The sequence below is a fragment of the Clostridium sp. YIM B02551 genome (assembly GCF_022324735.1).
GTDB classification, from domain to species: domain Bacteria; phylum Bacillota; class Clostridia; order Clostridiales; family Clostridiaceae; genus Clostridium_T; species Clostridium_T paridis.
This window is the reverse complement of record NZ_JAKGTF010000001.1, coordinates 193,269-210,051: the sequence shown is the minus strand read 5'-3', so window position 1 is coordinate 210,051 and position 16,783 is coordinate 193,269. Positions and strand designations below refer to the sequence as shown.

Sequence of the window (16,783 nt, the reverse complement as noted above, 5' to 3'; positions counted from 1 at the left end):
AAATTATACGATAGAAAAATAATAATTTATAGACTTTTTCTTTTAAATTTATTATCATATAGATAGGGTACGCCCCTAAGTAAACTTAGTAAATCTACTCATATATATCTGAAAATTCAATTCTTACTTTTTTCATATAATTTCTTTCAAGTTGATTTAGACACTTATTTTTAGCATCATCATTAATTGAAATGTCTAGCAGAGAAACAGTGAATTCACTGCCTTCACCTAATACACTCTTTACTGAAATACTTCCACCTTGCATCTCAACTAAAGATTTCGCTATAGCTAGTCCTATTCCACTACCTTCACATGTTTTTGAAATAGATTTATCCACTTGAATAAACTTATCAAATATCAACTCTTGCATGCAGTCTGGAATTCCAATCCCTGTGTCCTTTACAGAAATGCATACTTTATTGTCTTCTAAATATAGTTTAACAAAAATACTTCCACCTTTTTCAGTAAACTTGACGGAATTAGATAACAAGTTTAATATTATTCTTTCAATTAAATTAGGATCACAAGCTATAATTTTCTCTTCAATTTCTGTATCAAAAATAATAGCTATTCCTCTATCTTTAATAAAGTCAGCTACAGACATAGTTATGTCTTCAATTATCCTTATAATATCATAATTTTCAAAACTCACATCAAAATTCAAAGCATCAATCTTAGTAATATCAATTAAATTTTCAATTATCCTTATTAATCTATAAGAATTTTGTTTAATCATATCCAAATACTTATTTAATGTATTATCGTAAAAATTACTCTTCTCTACATTTTCTTCCATAATCTGCTCAGCACAATATATTACATTTAATGGAGTTCTAAGTTCATGAGATATATTAGCAAAGAAATCCGTTCTTAGTTTCTCATACTCTTTTAGCTTCCTATTTGTTTCCTCAAGTTTTATCTTACTTTCTAAATTATTTTTGTTATTTATAAAATCTTGCGAAAAGTGCTTAAAATTGATATTAGATGCTATATAAGCAAAAAGTGCAACTATTACTACATTAACCATATTACTAAATAAAGATCTTATATCATGAACTATATAAAAAATTCCTAATGAAAAAATTAGCATTGAAATGAAATAAGTAACAAATGCTTCTAACGGTGAAATATATAAAAGTGCTGATATACATAGAATGCATATAAGATATGCAGAAATTTGTCCACCTATACTTAGATTGTTTAATGCCATAAACATACACCAATATAGTGATATATTTATAAGCAGTATATAATAAACCCTTAAACTTAGTACTTTTTTATATTTTTTATGCATCTTCAAGAGAATGAACCATAATAAAATCAAAATTATCACTGTAATATGTGAATAGAATAAATATATATATGATGAAGTCGCAGCTCTCATAGGCTTATAAACAATTAAATCCATAATTAACAAAATCGTGTTTAATATCAAAAGTATTGTACCAACTTTTTCGCATCTACTTATATTCGTATATATTCTATGATTTTCAAATTCATACTTATATTTCTTTATATTTGACTTAATATTTCTAATTTCACTATATTTGATCAAAATTGAATGCATGCTAACTCCTCTAGTATTAATTACCTTTTATGTATAATTATTCATTAAGGTATATATTTTACCACATTAATAAATTATTCTACAATTATACAAATAACCCTTTTTATAACGAGTTTTTTTCGCACGACAAAAAAATCCATATATTGACTTATAATTCTAGAACGTTATGGTTTAATCAAAACATGATGTGCTTTCATTCTTCTAAAAATAATATTTTCAACCTTCATTAATTCCAACCAGTGGTTGCATTTTAAAATCTTGTAAGATATACTCATTCTATATTTTAGAATTACTTTATTGTTTTATAAAGATAATGTTTTTCTCATTATCTTAAGGAGGTAAATTATGACTCAAGAAAAAATGTTGTCAATTATAATTCCAGTATATAACGCTGAAAAATTTCTAATTGATTGTTTAAATTCATTAGTAAATCAATCCTATAAAAATCTAGAAATAATATTGGTAGAGGATGGATCTAGTGATAATAGTAGAAAAATCATTCAAACTTTTATGGAAAAAGATTCAAGAATAGTAGGTTATTTTAGAGAAAATTCTGGAGTTAGTTCAGCTAGAAACTTTGGAATACAGCATTCTAAAGGCGACTATATAACTTTTGTTGATTCTGATGATTGGTTAGATCTAAACGCTTATGAAGAAACCATTAATCAATTTAATAAAACTGATTGTGATGTTGTTCTTTTTAGCTATATTAAGGAATTTAGTTCTACAAACAGAATACCCGAGATACTTCCTTTTAAATCAGAAGAGGTCTTAGATAAAAATAGAATTTATAATGACTTGATATTAAATTTAATATCTTTTGATGATGAAACAAAAGAGTCTATCATGGGAGCAATTTGGAGATGTGTATTCAAAGCTGATTCGCTAAAACTTAATGAAATACTTTTTGATACTGAGATGCATTATGCTGAAGACTTGATTTTTTGTTTAGATGCATTTAGTAAAAGTAATTCTATAAGAATAATAAACAAGCCTTTCTATCATTATAGATTTAATACTTCTTCAATAACTGCTCAATATAAAAGCGACCACTTTGAGAGGCAATTATTTATATATGACAAAATTAAGGGATTATTTAAAAACAATAATGATAATGTTTTTAATGATAGAATGAATATTATGATGCTTCGATATATAATAAATGGAATTGCACATATTTGCAATACTTCCATGACCTTTAATGAAAAATATAGTAGTGTAAAAAAAATACTTAATAATAAAAGAAGTGAAAGTCTAAGAAAAAACTATACTATTAAATCTGCTAAATATAAAATATTTAAATATAATCTTCCCTTAATTACTTTTCTATTAATTAGTTATATAAACAAGAAAAGCAAAAAGAAAATGAGTAATTAATATCTCATTCTACCATAAATTACTTGTATATCTGCTCCTTTTCTATACGAAATATTTACTATACGTGTAAAAAGGAGTGGTTAATCTGAAGTACTTAAGAAAATTTTCATCAATTCTAACTTTAGTAATGTTCTTTGCTTTTAATAGTCAATTTATTTCAGTTGCAGCACTTTCTGTTCCTAAGGCACCTACTTCACTAGCTTACTCTGGAATAACATCTGAGAGTGTTAAGTTAAATTGGCCATCAGTTTATGGTGTTAAAGGCTATAAAATCTATCGTTCAAGTAATAATTCAAGCTATTCATTAATAGCCTCAACTGTACTTACAAGTTTTAAAGATTCATCACTTACGCCTGGAGCATTATATAAATATTATGTAAGAACTTATACTTCTGCTGGTATATCTTCTTCTTCATCTACTCCGGTGATTAGTCTTAATACTAAAAAGAGTCAAGTATCAATACCTACAGCTCCTGCTTCATTAAGTTATTCTGATGTAACTTCAAGTAACGTTAATCTAAGTTGGGGTTCAGTTTCTAATGCTAAGGGTTATAAAATATATCGTTCTAATGTAAACAGCTCTACTTATTCGCTAATAGCATCTACTGCGCTTACAAGTTTCAAGGATTCGTCGCTATTACCTGATACAAAATATAGTTACTATATCACAGCTTATAATTCAGCAGGTTCATCATCAGGCTCAAAGGTAGTAACTTTTTATACAAATAAAATAAGTCTGGATCCTCCTAAAGAATTTACATACTCTATAGTCTCATCAAGTAGTATTAAATTAAGCTGGACCCCTGTTACAGGTGCTACAGGTTATCAAGTATATCGTTCAAGTTATAATAGCCTAAGTTATTCATTAATTGCTACAACCACTTCTACTAGCTATTTAGATTCAACATTATCTTCTAACACAAAATATTGGTATTATGTAAAGGCTTTTAGCTCTAATGGTATTTCTCCACTTTCTCCAATAGTATATATTAGCACTACTAAAAAGATTGTACTAGGGTATGCTACATATTATTATTCTGGTGATAGTTCTTCTTATAACTCAATGGTTTCCAATAATTCAACTATTGATGAGATTGCCACTGATACCTTCGCCACTGATGGCACTGGTAAAATTACTGGGCTAATTCCAACTAATCAAATTACTTATGCTAATAATAATGGAATAAATACATTTCTAATGATAACTAATAACTTTGATAAGGATATAGCAAAGAAATTGTTAGAAAGTTCAACAAATAGAAAAACACTAATAAATAATATTTTAGGTGCATTAAATACTTATGGATATAAAGGTGTAAATATTGATTTAGAAAATATCTACTATTATGATAGAACTTATCTATCAACATTTATGAGTGAGCTTTATAGTTCACTTAAACCTTTAGGTTATCACGTAACCATTGCAGTCCCTGCAAAAACTACTGGTAGTACCACTGATGATTGGGGAGGAGCCTTTGATTATTCTACAATTTCTAAATATTCAGATCAGATATTAATAATGACATATGATGAACATTATTTTGGAGGAACTCCAGGTCCAATAGCATCCATTGGTTGGGTTGAAAATGTAATTAAATATGCCCTAACTGTTATACCTAAGGAAAAAATATTATTAGGAACTGCTGCTTATGGGTATGACTGGTCTTCAAAAGGATCAAATTCATATGGATCATCAGAAATTTACGACATAGCGCTAAAATATAATACTACAATAAAATGGGATTCCGTATCACAATCTCCTTACTTTACTTATAAGGATTCTTCTGGAGTTATTCATACAGTATGGTTTGAAAATTCCTATAGTGTAAGCTTTAAACTAGATCTTGTAAATAAGTATGACTTAGCTGGAATAGGTATATGGAGACTTGGGCTTGAAGATCCTGCTTATTGGACAAGTATTAAAACAAAATTAATTAGATAAACTTATAATTTTCAGATTTAAAAACAGAGCAGAACCAGTGAGTATCATTGTTCTGCTCTGTTAATTTTTAAATAGTATTTATTTCTAGATTATATTGTTCCATATATTGGTGAGTTTCTTACCATCATCTTTATAATAAATATAAGCAGGCTGCCAGTAGGCTCCAATATACTCACGTTGTCTAGTATTAACTGATACATATATTTCACAAGGATTTTCAGTAGTCTCAATTCTTACAACATTATATCTTTCTGGAACTCCAGGCCATAAGGAACCTTGAGTCGCACTTAAAGCTCCTGCTCCAATCATAATCATATTTGGATTAATATTTTGAGGATTTAAATAATCTAGACTTATTGTTCTGTGCACATGTCCATGCATATAAATCTTAAAATTCTCATTTTGCATTGCATTTGCAAATGGAATATCCTTCCCATACCCATTAGTTAGTTCTACTGGGTGATGCCCAACAGCTATTTTTATCATATTCTCTTTTGGAAGCATTCTTGATGCTTTTATTAATCCATCTACATCAAAATAAGTTACTTGACGATTAAATTGATCAATGTTTGCTGCTGTATTAAGCATAAAAAATGCTATTTTCTTATTATCTATAAAATCCCCATATATTACTTTAAGCTGCTCCTTTGGGTTATCTGGAAAAGGTTTTCCATATAATTTTTCGTAAAGATATTTGCTATAATTAGTAAACTTCTTATTCCATTCTTCTTCATTTCTCTTTAAATAGAATATATCTGTCCCCACATTAGTTACTACTTTATCGTTTGGCCCTGGAATTCCCTGAGTCAAATGGTAACTACTCATAGTTACATCCCAGCTTAAATCATGATTTCCTGGTACAATAATTATTTTATTGTAAGGAAGCATTAATTTTTTACTTAGTATATCAATAAAATGAAATGCTTTTTCAAAGGAAATTTTTGAGTTTCCGAAATTTACAAAATCACCACTCACTACAACATAATCAATATCTTGTAATCTTAGTGTATTCTCAACATTATCAAAGTACACTTTCTTTAAATCTTTTATGAGAAGATAAGCTTCATTTTCTTCATTGATATTTTCATCAAAATGCAAGTCACTTATATCTACAATATAACCTTTTCTTTTATAAGATTTTTCATTTGTGGTAACCAACTCATCGCTTGTCCAACCTTTTGCTTCTCCTATCACTTAATCATACTCCCCTTTCTAAGATTTCTTTTTCACTAATATAATATTCTGGAAAGTAATTATAGTTTATTAAATTTAATAACACCTCGCTATGTTGTTTTAATTTAAAATAATAAAACAATCATACCAAGCTTAATATAGTAACATGTATTATCTATTAATAATATTATATTAGTAAGATATTTAGGTTTATTAATATATCTCTTCCTATATAAGGAGATTGATAATAAATGAGACTATACACTATACAAGGTGCAACTGATGCATTGCTATTTGTAGTAGAAGAAGGTAATCCTTTGGGGAAACCCATAGTTTTTGTACATGGTGTTTCCCAAAACAAACTTTGCTGGACTAGACAATTAGATTCAGACTTATTAAGAGATTATAGACTTATAGTTTTGGATTTACGTGGTCATGGGTTATCTGATAAGCCCTTAATTGGATATGATGATGAAAAGATTTGGGCTTATGATATTCATTCAATAATCACCTATTTAAAACTTGATAAACCTTTTCTTGTAGGTTGGGAATATGGAGGGAAAGTAATACTTGATTATATAACTATTTATGGTGAAGAAAATATTTCAGGAATAAATCTTATTGATGTTGGAACCTCTTCTGGTATTTATGGTGGACGTTACTACACTTCGACATCACAAGAAATACTATCTGGGCTAATGTCATCGGATGCTTTAATATGTAACAATTCACTACAGGAATTTGTTCGTATGCTTTTTTATCACTCCCCTTCTGAAAAAAATTTCTACTTCTTCTTAGGCTTTATCTCCATTGTTCCACCATATGTACGTGAAGCAATAATTAAAAGAAAGGTTTCCTATGATGATCTCCTAACTAAAATTAATGTACCAGTACTTCTTACCCATGGTATCGAAGATGAAATACTCTATCCTTCTCAATCAATAGATAACTCAAAAATTATTAAGAATTCTAAACTATGCCTTTATGAAAACACTGGTCATTCACCCTTTTGGGAAAAACCTATAAAATTTAATAAAGAATTAGTTTCATTTATTAACGAATGTTATAACAATAAATATCATTCTTAAATCATAAAAAATATAGACCACCATACTAATTACTGTATGGTGGTTTATTAAATAATTGTCACTAATTAAGGATAATTTTAGAATCATAGCAGAAAATATATATAATTTATAAATATAGAAATAGGAGTAACTCTCATGAATAAAAATTATATTTCAAAATTTACTATTATTATTACAAAATTGCTATTATCTTTATCTATATTACTATCACTTAATATTACTTATATAGCACTAAATAAAAGCTACAAAATTAAAGCTTCAGAACCTCAACTTTATATAAGGCCAGAAAAAGTTAGCATAAGTGAAGCTAAAAAGCTATTGGTAGAAGGTAACAAAAGATATGTAAATAATAAAACTTTTGCCAATGATATTAGTGATACTATGCGTAAAAAATTATCAAGTAATGGACAAAAGCCATTTGCTGTAATTTTAAGTTGTTCTGATTCTCGAGTTCCTCCTGAACTAGTTTTCAATCAAGGACTTGGGGATCTATTTGTGATTAGAAATGCTGGAAATGTTGTAGATCCAATTGTTTTAGGAAGTATCGAATACGGGGCTGAACACTTAGATGCACCTTTAATTGTGGTACTTGGACATGAAAAATGTGGTGCAGTTGAAGCAGCTATAAAAGGAGGAGAGACATCCGAAAACATAACATCTATTCTTAATAAAATTAAGCCATCCTATAATAAAGTTAAAAATCAAAATCAAAATATTGATGAAGTTATTAATTTAACTGTTAATGAAAATATAAATAATTCAGTAGCAACTATTAGCCAAAGCCCTGTAATAAAAAAACTTTTAGATGAAAAAAAAATTAGTATTATTGGTGCTAAATATAAAATGGATACTGGAGAAGTTATCTATGACTTTAGTAAATAACAACTTAACTACATACCCTTTTTAGATAATGGAGAGCACTAAATTAAGAAAAATGGAGGTTTTAATCTTTATTTCTTAAAAAATCAGTTAATACTCTATTAAAGTCTCTACATCTATCTCCATTTGCACAATGGCTAGCTTCATTAAAGTTAATTCTATAGTAATTTGCTTTATCTATACACCACTTGTTAGTTAAATTACCAATACTTTTCATAGAATCTTTTTTTCCATAAACTATTAAAGTCTTTTTATTTATCTTATATCCTTTTTCAAAATGAAAAGCTTCAGCAGTTTTTAAAAATATTTTAACAAAATCTTTCTTCCCAACCTCTTTTACTGTGCATTTTATATAATTTCTTACATCTTTTCTTAATGCACTTAATCTTATACCTATTGCTAGTAGTATGCTCCACGGACACATTGGCATCAAAATATGAGCTATTTTAATATATACTTTTTCCAAAACTGATAATTTCATTGTATTACATGGACAATCAATTAACACTAATTTATCTATTCTATCTGGATAGTAAAATGCCATTTCCTGAGCTAATATTCCTCCCATGGACTGCCCAACTAATACTGCTTTACCTATTCTTTCTTCATCCATAATATTTATTAAGTCTTCGACTAATAACTTAATACTGAATTGTTTACCTATGGGTCTTGATAATCCGTGCCCTCTTGCATCCCATGCTAATATTTTATTACTATATTTAATTGCCTCAACTTGTTCTTTGAACATATTATGATCTAGACCAGCACCGTGTAAAAACAATACCCAGGGTCCCGCTACATCTTTAGACATCCAATAATGAATGTTACATCCATCTTTCCTTATTGTTTTCGCTAGTAAGTTCCCCTTCATGTTACCACCACACCACTTTACTTAATATTGCTCTTCTTATTAGTTTCATTATTAATAATATTTACTATTCTATATTAATAAATTCAAAAAAAAAATCCCTCACTAAACTGTCCTTTCTATTTGACAATGAGCAGTTAACACCAGAGATTCTTCTTATTTATTATTAATAATTTTCTATAAACTGTTCTTTTTCATTATATAAGGTTTTATATCCTAAATTCAAAGATAAAAATACAGTCATACATACTGATGTACAGATTGCTATCATTATAGCTATTTGATACATAATGGCTGTAGTTGGAAGTGTTCCTGATAATATTTGTCCAGTCATCATACCTGGCAAAAAAATTATTCCCATTCCTAACATAGAATTCAGAGTTGGAATTAAAGCTATTTCTAAAGAATTATTTGCAAAAGGCCTTAATATCTCTTTAGGCTCTATACCTAAATTAATTAGTGCATTAATTTTTCTTCTTTCTTTATAGACTGAATCCATAAAGGTTTTAGCTCCAATATTAATTCCAGTCATTGCATTACCTATTATCATTCCTGCTAAAGGAATTGTATATTGAGGATTAAATATAGATTTGCCAATAACAACTGTGACAAAAAAAATTAAGACAAAGAGACCTGAAAAAGTCAAAGAAATTCCTATTGCAACTTTAAACTTTTTATTAAGATCATTTCTACCTTTAATTACTCTATTAATAGAAAAAACTATCATAAGTACTATAAATATTAAAGTATAAATAGGCTTGGGATTACTAAAGATATATTGCAAGATATATCCTACTAGTATTAATTGAACTGACATCCTCAAACTTGCAACTAACAAAAGTTTTGTTTGCTTAATCTTAGATTTTTTCATAAGGATTAATACTATAATTAGTAGTAAATATATAAGTGAAAATTGAATAATACTTAATGCAACTGCTCCCTTCACCTTACTCTCTCCTTTATGATTTCAATTTTATTTTCACAAAACTCATTAGTAATGTTTTTGTCATGACTTACAATTACTATTTCTATATTTTTTTCTTTACAGAAATTAATAATATTCTTAATCATTTTTGAACTATTTTTTTCATCTAAAGCCGAAGTGGGTTCATCTAATAGCACTACTTTAGGGCATAATGACAGAAATATTGAAATATAAACCCTTTGTCGCTCCCCTCCTGATAAAGTTGCTGCATTTTGCTCCAAAGGAACATTTACTAGACAAAGTTCAGTAATATATTTCACATAATCTTCATTTGGAATTGGAAGTCCTCTTAAAGAATAGATTTTTTTAAAGTTATCTAATATACTATCTTCAAATAAAAATGGTTCTTGAGAAACCAAACTTACATCTCGTCTCAGTAAAATTGGATTATATTCATTTATATCCTTCCCATCATACAATAATTTCCCAGCTTCAGCACTAATTGAATTATTTAATAGCTTTAAGAAAGTGCTTTTACCACTACCACTTTCGCCTACGATAAAATTAACCTTTCCTTTTTCAATAATAACGTCTTTATATATTAACTTATTTTTATAAGTTACATTCTTAGCTCTAAATAAAGGTTCAATCATTATATTCACTTCCTTAACTGAAGAATATATACTTGATAAATCAATCTGTATATAAAAATATGCTATTGATATTCTAATTTTAGGGTATCACAGAAGGAATTGTCGTACAAGCGAAATAAAAACGTATTAGAGCTTAGTGCTCCAATACGTTTTTACTTAATATGTACATTGTTCATTATATGTTTTGTGCAATTTTGTTTAATTCTTCTGACATAGCAGTTATCTCTTCTACACTTGCTGTTATCTCTTCTGTAGCTGCTGCTTGTTCTTGACTTGAAGATAAAGACCCTTGGCTTTTTATACTTGCTTCTTCAACTTTTGATTTTATTCTGTCAGTTAATTCTTTAATCTTTGGCACTGTGCTTTTGGATTGCTCTGATAATTTTCTTATTTCTTCTGCAACAACTCCAAATCCTCTTCCTGCTTCACCCGCTCTTGCTGCCTCTATTGCTGCATTTAGTCCAAGCATCTTAGTTTCATCTGCTATTTCTTTAATAAATGAAGATACCTCATTTATTTCTTCTGATAAACTAGTTATCTCTTGAATTTCTCTATTAAGTTCTTGTTCATTTGTATGTATACTTGTTGCAGATGCTGCTAATTCTTCTATTGCTGATGCTATGCCTTCAAGACCACCTTCAAGATTTTGTGACATGTTACGTAGATTAGCTGCAACCTCTTTAGGAGTAATTATCGCAAAGCTTCCAACTGCTTCTTCTGGATTCTCCTCATCAAAAAGTGGATAACAAGCTTCAAAGGTTGGTATTCCATATACTGATTCATCAAGTTCTACTATGGTCGGTTGCTTTGAGTTCATAGTTTTTCTTGCTATTGAATCACTTGTAAGTGTATCATTAAGTTTTAACTCTGGCACATCAAACTTTTTAGATGCTTGTTTACCTAATATCTTAGTAGTGTTAGTTGTAAATAAAGTAGATCCTTCAGGAAACATCTCTGATAACATTGGGGCAAAGTCTGGAAATGCCTTTACTACAGGATGTAATCTTGGTATTAATATAGAAAATGCTCCAACCACTTCATCCTCATCATTAATCAAAGGAATTGCAACTGTTCTTAATCTTGTCCCGTAAAGTGTACTTGGAATATTTTCAGTTAATGTTCTTCTTTCATTCATAGCTTTTTGGGCCATGCTATTACTTTTAATTACTTCTCCTACACTAAACAAATCCAATTTAAACGCTTCAGATTGCTTTCTCCAGGTAATTGTATTTCCTTCAATAACTAAAAATAAAATTCCTCCTGGTATTATGTTAACCTGAAGTTCTGCCATAGCCTTTAAATATTCTAATCCATTAATTGATATCATGATACTAACTCCTTTTCTAAGTCATACTTAAAAATTTCTTTTTTTAGGTTTGATGCATTGAGTATTATTATTATTCTTTGTTCTATAATATTGATGCCCTCAATACTATTTTTACTTATGCCCATAATTTCTGAATCTAGAACCTGAATATCTCCTCCATTAATTCTTATGACTTCAGAGACATCATCAACAATTATCCCTGCCTTCATACCCTCAATATCAAGTATTAATAATCTACTATCGGATGTTCTTTCTTTTACTTCGATTCCAAATCTTTTTTTCAAATCAAAAACTGGAATTGCTTGTCCTCTTAGATTGATAATACCTTCAATAAATGAAGGGACATTAGGCATTCTTGTAAATTTAGGTATGCGAATTATTTCTTGTGCGTACGAAATATTTATTGCATATTCCTCTTCTCCTAAATTAAATACTACTAACTGATAGGAATTCAAGTATAACAGCTCCTTCCACAAAAGTGCTTTAATTTTAAATTTAGTTACTTTTGTCTGTATTTGTAATTTTTGCATAAACAAATTTATTTTAATTATAACTTCCATTAACTTTAATTTATAACAAAATTTTATTGTATAAAATACAACAAAAAACTGTAGAAGGGGAAGCTATAAGTTTCTCCTTAAAAGCTTCCCCTTTATAATATTTATTTTTATTTCTAATATTTAAGATTGAACAATTTATTTTATAAAGTATTCTTATTTCCCTGTACTAGCTTATTTCATTATCCTTAAAATATCCTAATGTGTAATTAATAAATTTCTTCGTAATTATATTAATCTTTTTAAATTTATTTGTAATAAAACCTACCTCTATTTTGAAGGGTTTATCTTTAAACGAAATAACTGAAATTTTATCATTATTTTTAGCAGCGTTAATTGAATTTAATTCAGGAAGTATTGCTATACCCTTATTGTGTGCAACCAATCCAATAATTCTATCTAACTGTGAGGTTGTAAAAATAATATTGGGATTAAATCCTTCTCGAATACAACTTTCAATAATAAGATGTCTAGATTTATAATCAGTGGTCAGCATTATAAATTGTTCATCAGCAATTTCTTTAAGCTCTACTTCTTTCCTACTAGCTAAGTAATGATTTTTATTAACTAAAAGCATTACATCACTTGTCGCAACAGGTATAAAGCCAAGTTTACTAGCATTTATAGGTTTTACAGCAAAAGAAATATCAAGTAAATCCTTCTCCATATATCTTTCACATGCATATGAACCTAACTCCACAATTTCTAAATTTACATCAGGGTGCCTCTCATTAAACTCGCATATAATTAATGAAAAAAGGTCTGAGTATAATATATTAGGCAAGCCCAAGCTAATAGTCCTCTTTTGAAAATTAGCCTTATCATTTAAGAAGTCTAACATTAAATCAAATTCCTCAATAATCTTTTCTGATTTTTCTAATAATAGACTTCCAAACTCTGTTAGGATTACGCCTTTAGGGGTACGTTCAAATAATTCGACTTCAAATTCATCCTCTAAATTTTTAATTATCTTGCTCAATCCCTGCTGAGAAATATGAAGATTTTCAGCAGCTTTGGAAACACTTTTGTCCTTACATACCTGAATAAAATATTTTATTTGCTTTATCTCCATCTCGTACTCCTATAAGTTAAAGGACTAAATAGTTTTTACTTTAACCATCTCATATATTTTCTTTTTTTGTCGTAATAGTTTTATGTATAATACTTTAATTTAAAAAAACTAGTAAAATTTTAATATACTTAAATATTAAATTTACTAGACTCTTTTTGAAATCATCTCGCCAACTATGGAGTATTATTCTTTTATTATATAATCAATTATTTGCTTTTATCAAACAGTTTAATTTCATTTTTAGTTTTATTTTTACTTAGTAACCATCATCATATGATTTACATATTTTATATAAAAGGTGATATATTTTCGTAAAACTCAAAATATTTTTTATATTTGAAAGGAGTTATTAATTATGTCTGAAAACATTCTTCATGGTTATAATACTATCAATAACTCTAATGTGAAATTAGCACCATGCACTGGAATCCCTGCTGAATCAAGTAAAAGAACTCCTACCATAGGGTCCTGCATAGGTGTTTTATATGAGTGTGGGAATAAGAACCCAAATCCTAATTTTTGTAAAGATTGTGGTTCAACTGTTTATTGCGTCCATAATGGTAGACTTATTGCTGATACTAAAAACTATATCTTAGTTAATCACTATAAGCTTGATAGCACTGGTTCTCCTAAAGAGGAAACTAGAATCTTTTATAAATATCAAAGATATCCACACGTTGTAGATTATAAGGTTACTCCTGACTTACCCAAAACTGACCCTCGTTATTGTAAAGATTTCAGGTCCAAATCCATCCCTGGCATTATACCATCAAATGCTGTTGGAATTGAATTTTATAAAGATCCAGTAAAAAAGATAAAAGATATTAAAAATGGTAGATATGTCTTTTGGATAGAGTCAGATGAAACTAGACATTGTGTAATAAATAACTCGAATATGAGTAAAGTTTTTAGAGTATATTATTATCATTATAAAAAACCTTCCTGCAATCCTTTAGGAGGCATTCCAAGACTGGAAGCTGAGTTAACTTGCAAAGATAATGTTATTTGGGTATTTAAACTCACCAAAAAAGATCATAAATTCATTGAAAAGTGCTAATAAAAAAAAACTTGTAAAAAGAATTTAGAATGCATAACAATAAATGCATAGAAACTTTTTACAAGTTTTTATAATAGAATTTTTAAAATCTAATTATGCGTTGGCCCTGCAATAGCATTTATAGTTGATGATTGAATTACGGCATTTGTAATGTTAAAATAATTAGTATTTACTCTCATGGAATAGGTGTTACAACTTCCACATAATAATTCATCACAGTACTCAATACTAAATGATTCATTCTTTTCTAATGTTATAAAAATATATTGATCCTCTTCTGCCCCACCAGTAATTTGATCCATTAATATCTTATACGGCCAAGAAGCTAACTCTTTAATTTCCCCTTTAGTATTAGTTCTAACTAGTGTAAAAATAAGATCTAACTCTTCCAATACGGTTACTGAATAACTTAGTATACAACTAAAATCAATCTTTATAATTGCTCTAGTTAATAAAGTTGTATCAATGCTTATACTAGCAAGAGTTGATCCATTTGTTGGCATATTAGATAAATCAACATATCCACCTTGTCCACATGCCAAAATAACTCCTGTTGGACATGGCGGCTTAATTGAGCATGCTCTCTCTTCACTACAATTATATTCCCTCATTAGTTAACACTCCCAATACTTAAATTTATAAATCAACCCAACATCTTCAATGCAAAAGATTTTACATTTATAAATTATTGTTCTACTTAGTACATAATACACAATTTTTAAATAATAGTTACTCTATTCATAATTTCTTAGAGTTCTTTTTAAAAATTCCCTTGTACGTTCTTTCTTAGGATTTTTGAATATTTCCTCTGGATTTCCTTCTTCTGCAATTACACCTTTATCCATAAAGACGACTCTATCTGAAACCTCTTCTGCAAATCCCATTTCATGAGTTACAATTAGCATAGTAAGGCCTGATTCTGCAAGTTTTTTCATGACTTTTAATACTTCTCCCACCATCTCTGGATCTAGTGCTGAAGTAGGTTCATCAAAAAGCATAACATCTGGTTCCATAGAAAGAGCTCTAGCTATTGCTACCCTTTGTTTTTGCCCACCAGATAATTGCTTAGGTTTAGCGTTAATAAATTGCTCCATTCCTACAACTTTCAAATACTTCGCAGCAACTTTTTCTGCTTCCTCTCTTGTACGTTTTAATACTTTCATTTGACCAACCGTACAATTACGTAAAACATTATGATTGTTAAATAAATTAAATTGCTGAAACACCATTCCTAATTTGGTTCGATATCTATTTATGTTGTGCTTATCATCTAAAATATCCTCACCTTTATATATAATTTTTCCTCCACTAGGTCTTTCTAATAAATTTATACAACGTAAAAGAGTTGATTTTCCTGAACCTGAAGAACCTATAATACATATTACTTCCCCCTTTTTCACTGAAAAGTCTATATCTCTCAGCACTTCATGTGTTCCAAAGGATTTGCTTAGATGTCTGATATCTATTACTTTTTCCATCACTTTCACCTCCACGTCAAAATATATTATCGTAATTATTAGAACGCTTTACTATATCCTCTGGTGTTTCTACTTGCATCTGATTAGCATACATAATATAGTTTTCTGGTCCATCTAATTTTCTTTCTATAAAACGTAATATCCTTGTTACTGTAAAAGTCATAACAAAATAGATAACACAGGCAACAAAGAACGATTCAAAATATCTAAAATTATTTCCTGCAATTGATTTAGTTTGAAAGTATAGTTCCGTTACTGAGATAACATTAAGTACTGAGGTGTCCTTTATATTAATTACAAACTCATTTCCTGTAGCTGGTAAAATATTTCTAATTACTTGTGGCAGAATAACGTTTAACATTGTTTGTATATGATTCATTCCAATTGCATTAGCAGCCTCAAATTGCCCCTTATCTATTGAAACAATTCCACCTCGAACAATTTCAGACATATATGCACCTGTATTAATTGAAACTATAAAAATTGCTGCATAAAATCTGTTCATATCTATTCCAAAAGCTAGTGCAGAACCATAATATATAACCATTGCTTGCACAATCATTGGTGTCCCTCGAAAGAATTCAATATAAATTGAAAAGACGATATTAATCAATTTTAACAAATATCTTTCTATGCCTCTTTGAGGCATTGGAATCGTACGTACAACTCCTATAAATAACCCTATGATTGAACCTAATATAGTTCCAATTACGGATATTAATAGCGTAATGCCTGCACCACGAATAAACATTGGCCCATTTTGAGATATAATTCTTATTATCCACTCCGAACTCATATTTTCGCCTCTTTCTATTTTAAT

At 28.7% G+C, this 16,783-nt stretch carries 16 protein-coding genes; 5 read left to right on the top strand and 11 right to left on the bottom strand.

The window, feature by feature from the left end:
• Positions 1-94 precede the first annotated feature (94 nt).
• Positions 95-1,567, bottom strand: a complete 1,473-nt coding sequence (locus L1S47_RS01125) for a sensor histidine kinase KdpD (RefSeq protein WP_238881650.1) — start codon at positions 1,565-1,567, stop codon at positions 95-97.
• Between the two features lie 345 nt (positions 1,568-1,912).
• On the opposite strand from L1S47_RS01125, the gene L1S47_RS01120 reads away from it, so the two are divergent.
• Together L1S47_RS01120 and L1S47_RS01115 are read left to right on the top strand one after the other, a co-directional pair.
• Positions 1,913-2,944: a glycosyltransferase family 2 protein gene (locus L1S47_RS01120; RefSeq protein WP_238881649.1), complete on the top strand. Its 1,032-nt coding sequence runs from the start codon at positions 1,913-1,915 to the stop codon at positions 2,942-2,944.
• 127 nt (positions 2,945-3,071) lie between these two features.
• Positions 3,072-4,886: a glycosyl hydrolase family 18 protein gene (locus L1S47_RS01115; RefSeq protein ID WP_238881648.1), complete on the top strand. Its 1,815-nt coding sequence runs from the start codon at positions 3,072-3,074 to the stop codon at positions 4,884-4,886.
• Positions 4,887-4,970: 84 nt separating this feature from the next.
• On the opposite strand, the gene L1S47_RS01110 is transcribed toward L1S47_RS01115, so the two are convergent.
• Complete coding sequence (locus L1S47_RS01110) at positions 4,971-6,080, bottom strand: metallophosphoesterase (RefSeq protein ID WP_238881647.1); 1,110 nt, start codon at positions 6,078-6,080, stop codon at positions 4,971-4,973.
• A gap of 230 nt (positions 6,081-6,310) precedes the next feature.
• Here L1S47_RS01110 and L1S47_RS01105 point away from each other — a divergent pair, with 230 nt between their 5' ends.
• Positions 6,311-7,147, top strand: a complete 837-nt coding sequence (locus tag L1S47_RS01105; RefSeq protein ID WP_238881646.1) for an alpha/beta fold hydrolase — start codon at positions 6,311-6,313, stop codon at positions 7,145-7,147.
• 135 nt (positions 7,148-7,282) lie between these two features.
• Positions 7,283-8,029 (top strand): carbonic anhydrase, encoded by a 747-nt coding sequence (locus tag L1S47_RS01100; protein ID WP_238881645.1) that lies wholly within the window; start codon positions 7,283-7,285, stop codon positions 8,027-8,029.
• A 61-nt stretch (positions 8,030-8,090) separates the two neighbouring features.
• Here L1S47_RS01100 and L1S47_RS01095 read toward each other — a convergent pair whose 3' ends face one another.
• The 6 genes from L1S47_RS01095 to L1S47_RS01070 form a co-directional block, all read right to left on the bottom strand.
• The gene (locus L1S47_RS01095) at positions 8,091-8,897 is read right to left on the bottom strand and encodes an alpha/beta fold hydrolase (protein ID WP_238881644.1); all 807 of its coding nucleotides are present in this window, start codon (positions 8,895-8,897) and stop codon (positions 8,091-8,093) included.
• A gap of 163 nt (positions 8,898-9,060) precedes the next feature.
• A complete protein-coding gene (gene fetB, locus L1S47_RS01090) occupies positions 9,061-9,840 on the bottom strand; it encodes an iron export ABC transporter permease subunit FetB (RefSeq protein ID WP_238881643.1) in 780 nt (259 codons plus the stop codon).
• Positions 9,837-10,472, bottom strand: a complete 636-nt coding sequence (locus L1S47_RS01085) for an ATP-binding cassette domain-containing protein (RefSeq protein ID WP_238881642.1) — start codon at positions 10,470-10,472, stop codon at positions 9,837-9,839. The genes fetB and L1S47_RS01085 overlap by 4 nt, the downstream gene beginning before the upstream one ends.
• Positions 10,473-10,647: 175 nt before the next feature.
• Entirely contained in the window at positions 10,648-11,799 is a 1,152-nt protein-coding gene (locus L1S47_RS01080; RefSeq protein ID WP_238881641.1) for a methyl-accepting chemotaxis protein, read from the bottom strand.
• Positions 11,796-12,329 (bottom strand): chemotaxis protein CheW, encoded by a 534-nt coding sequence (locus tag L1S47_RS01075; protein ID WP_238881640.1) that lies wholly within the window; start codon positions 12,327-12,329, stop codon positions 11,796-11,798. The genes L1S47_RS01080 and L1S47_RS01075 overlap by 4 nt, the downstream gene beginning before the upstream one ends.
• 196 nt (positions 12,330-12,525) lie before the next feature.
• Positions 12,526-13,428 (bottom strand): LysR family transcriptional regulator, encoded by a 903-nt coding sequence (locus tag L1S47_RS01070; protein ID WP_238881639.1) that lies wholly within the window; start codon positions 13,426-13,428, stop codon positions 12,526-12,528.
• Positions 13,429-13,783: 355 nt separating this feature from the next.
• Between L1S47_RS01070 and L1S47_RS01065 the strand changes: the two genes are divergently transcribed.
• Positions 13,784-14,485, top strand: coding sequence for a hypothetical protein (locus L1S47_RS01065; protein WP_238881638.1), 702 nt, complete (start codon positions 13,784-13,786; stop codon positions 14,483-14,485).
• An 89-nt stretch (positions 14,486-14,574) separates the two neighbouring features.
• Here the strand turns inward: L1S47_RS01065 and L1S47_RS01060 are convergent, their stop codons facing one another.
• The 3 genes from L1S47_RS01060 to L1S47_RS01050 form a co-directional block, all read right to left on the bottom strand.
• The gene (locus tag L1S47_RS01060; protein WP_238881637.1) at positions 14,575-15,096 is read right to left on the bottom strand and encodes a DUF4489 domain-containing protein; all 522 of its coding nucleotides are present in this window, start codon (positions 15,094-15,096) and stop codon (positions 14,575-14,577) included.
• Positions 15,097-15,219: 123 nt separating this feature from the next.
• A complete protein-coding gene (locus tag L1S47_RS01055; protein WP_238881636.1) occupies positions 15,220-15,963 on the bottom strand; it encodes an amino acid ABC transporter ATP-binding protein in 744 nt (247 codons plus the stop codon).
• Positions 15,964-15,979: 16 nt separating this feature from the next.
• A complete protein-coding gene (locus L1S47_RS01050; RefSeq protein WP_202767325.1) occupies positions 15,980-16,759 on the bottom strand; it encodes an amino acid ABC transporter permease in 780 nt (259 codons plus the stop codon).
• Between the last annotated feature and the right edge of the window lie 24 nt (positions 16,760-16,783).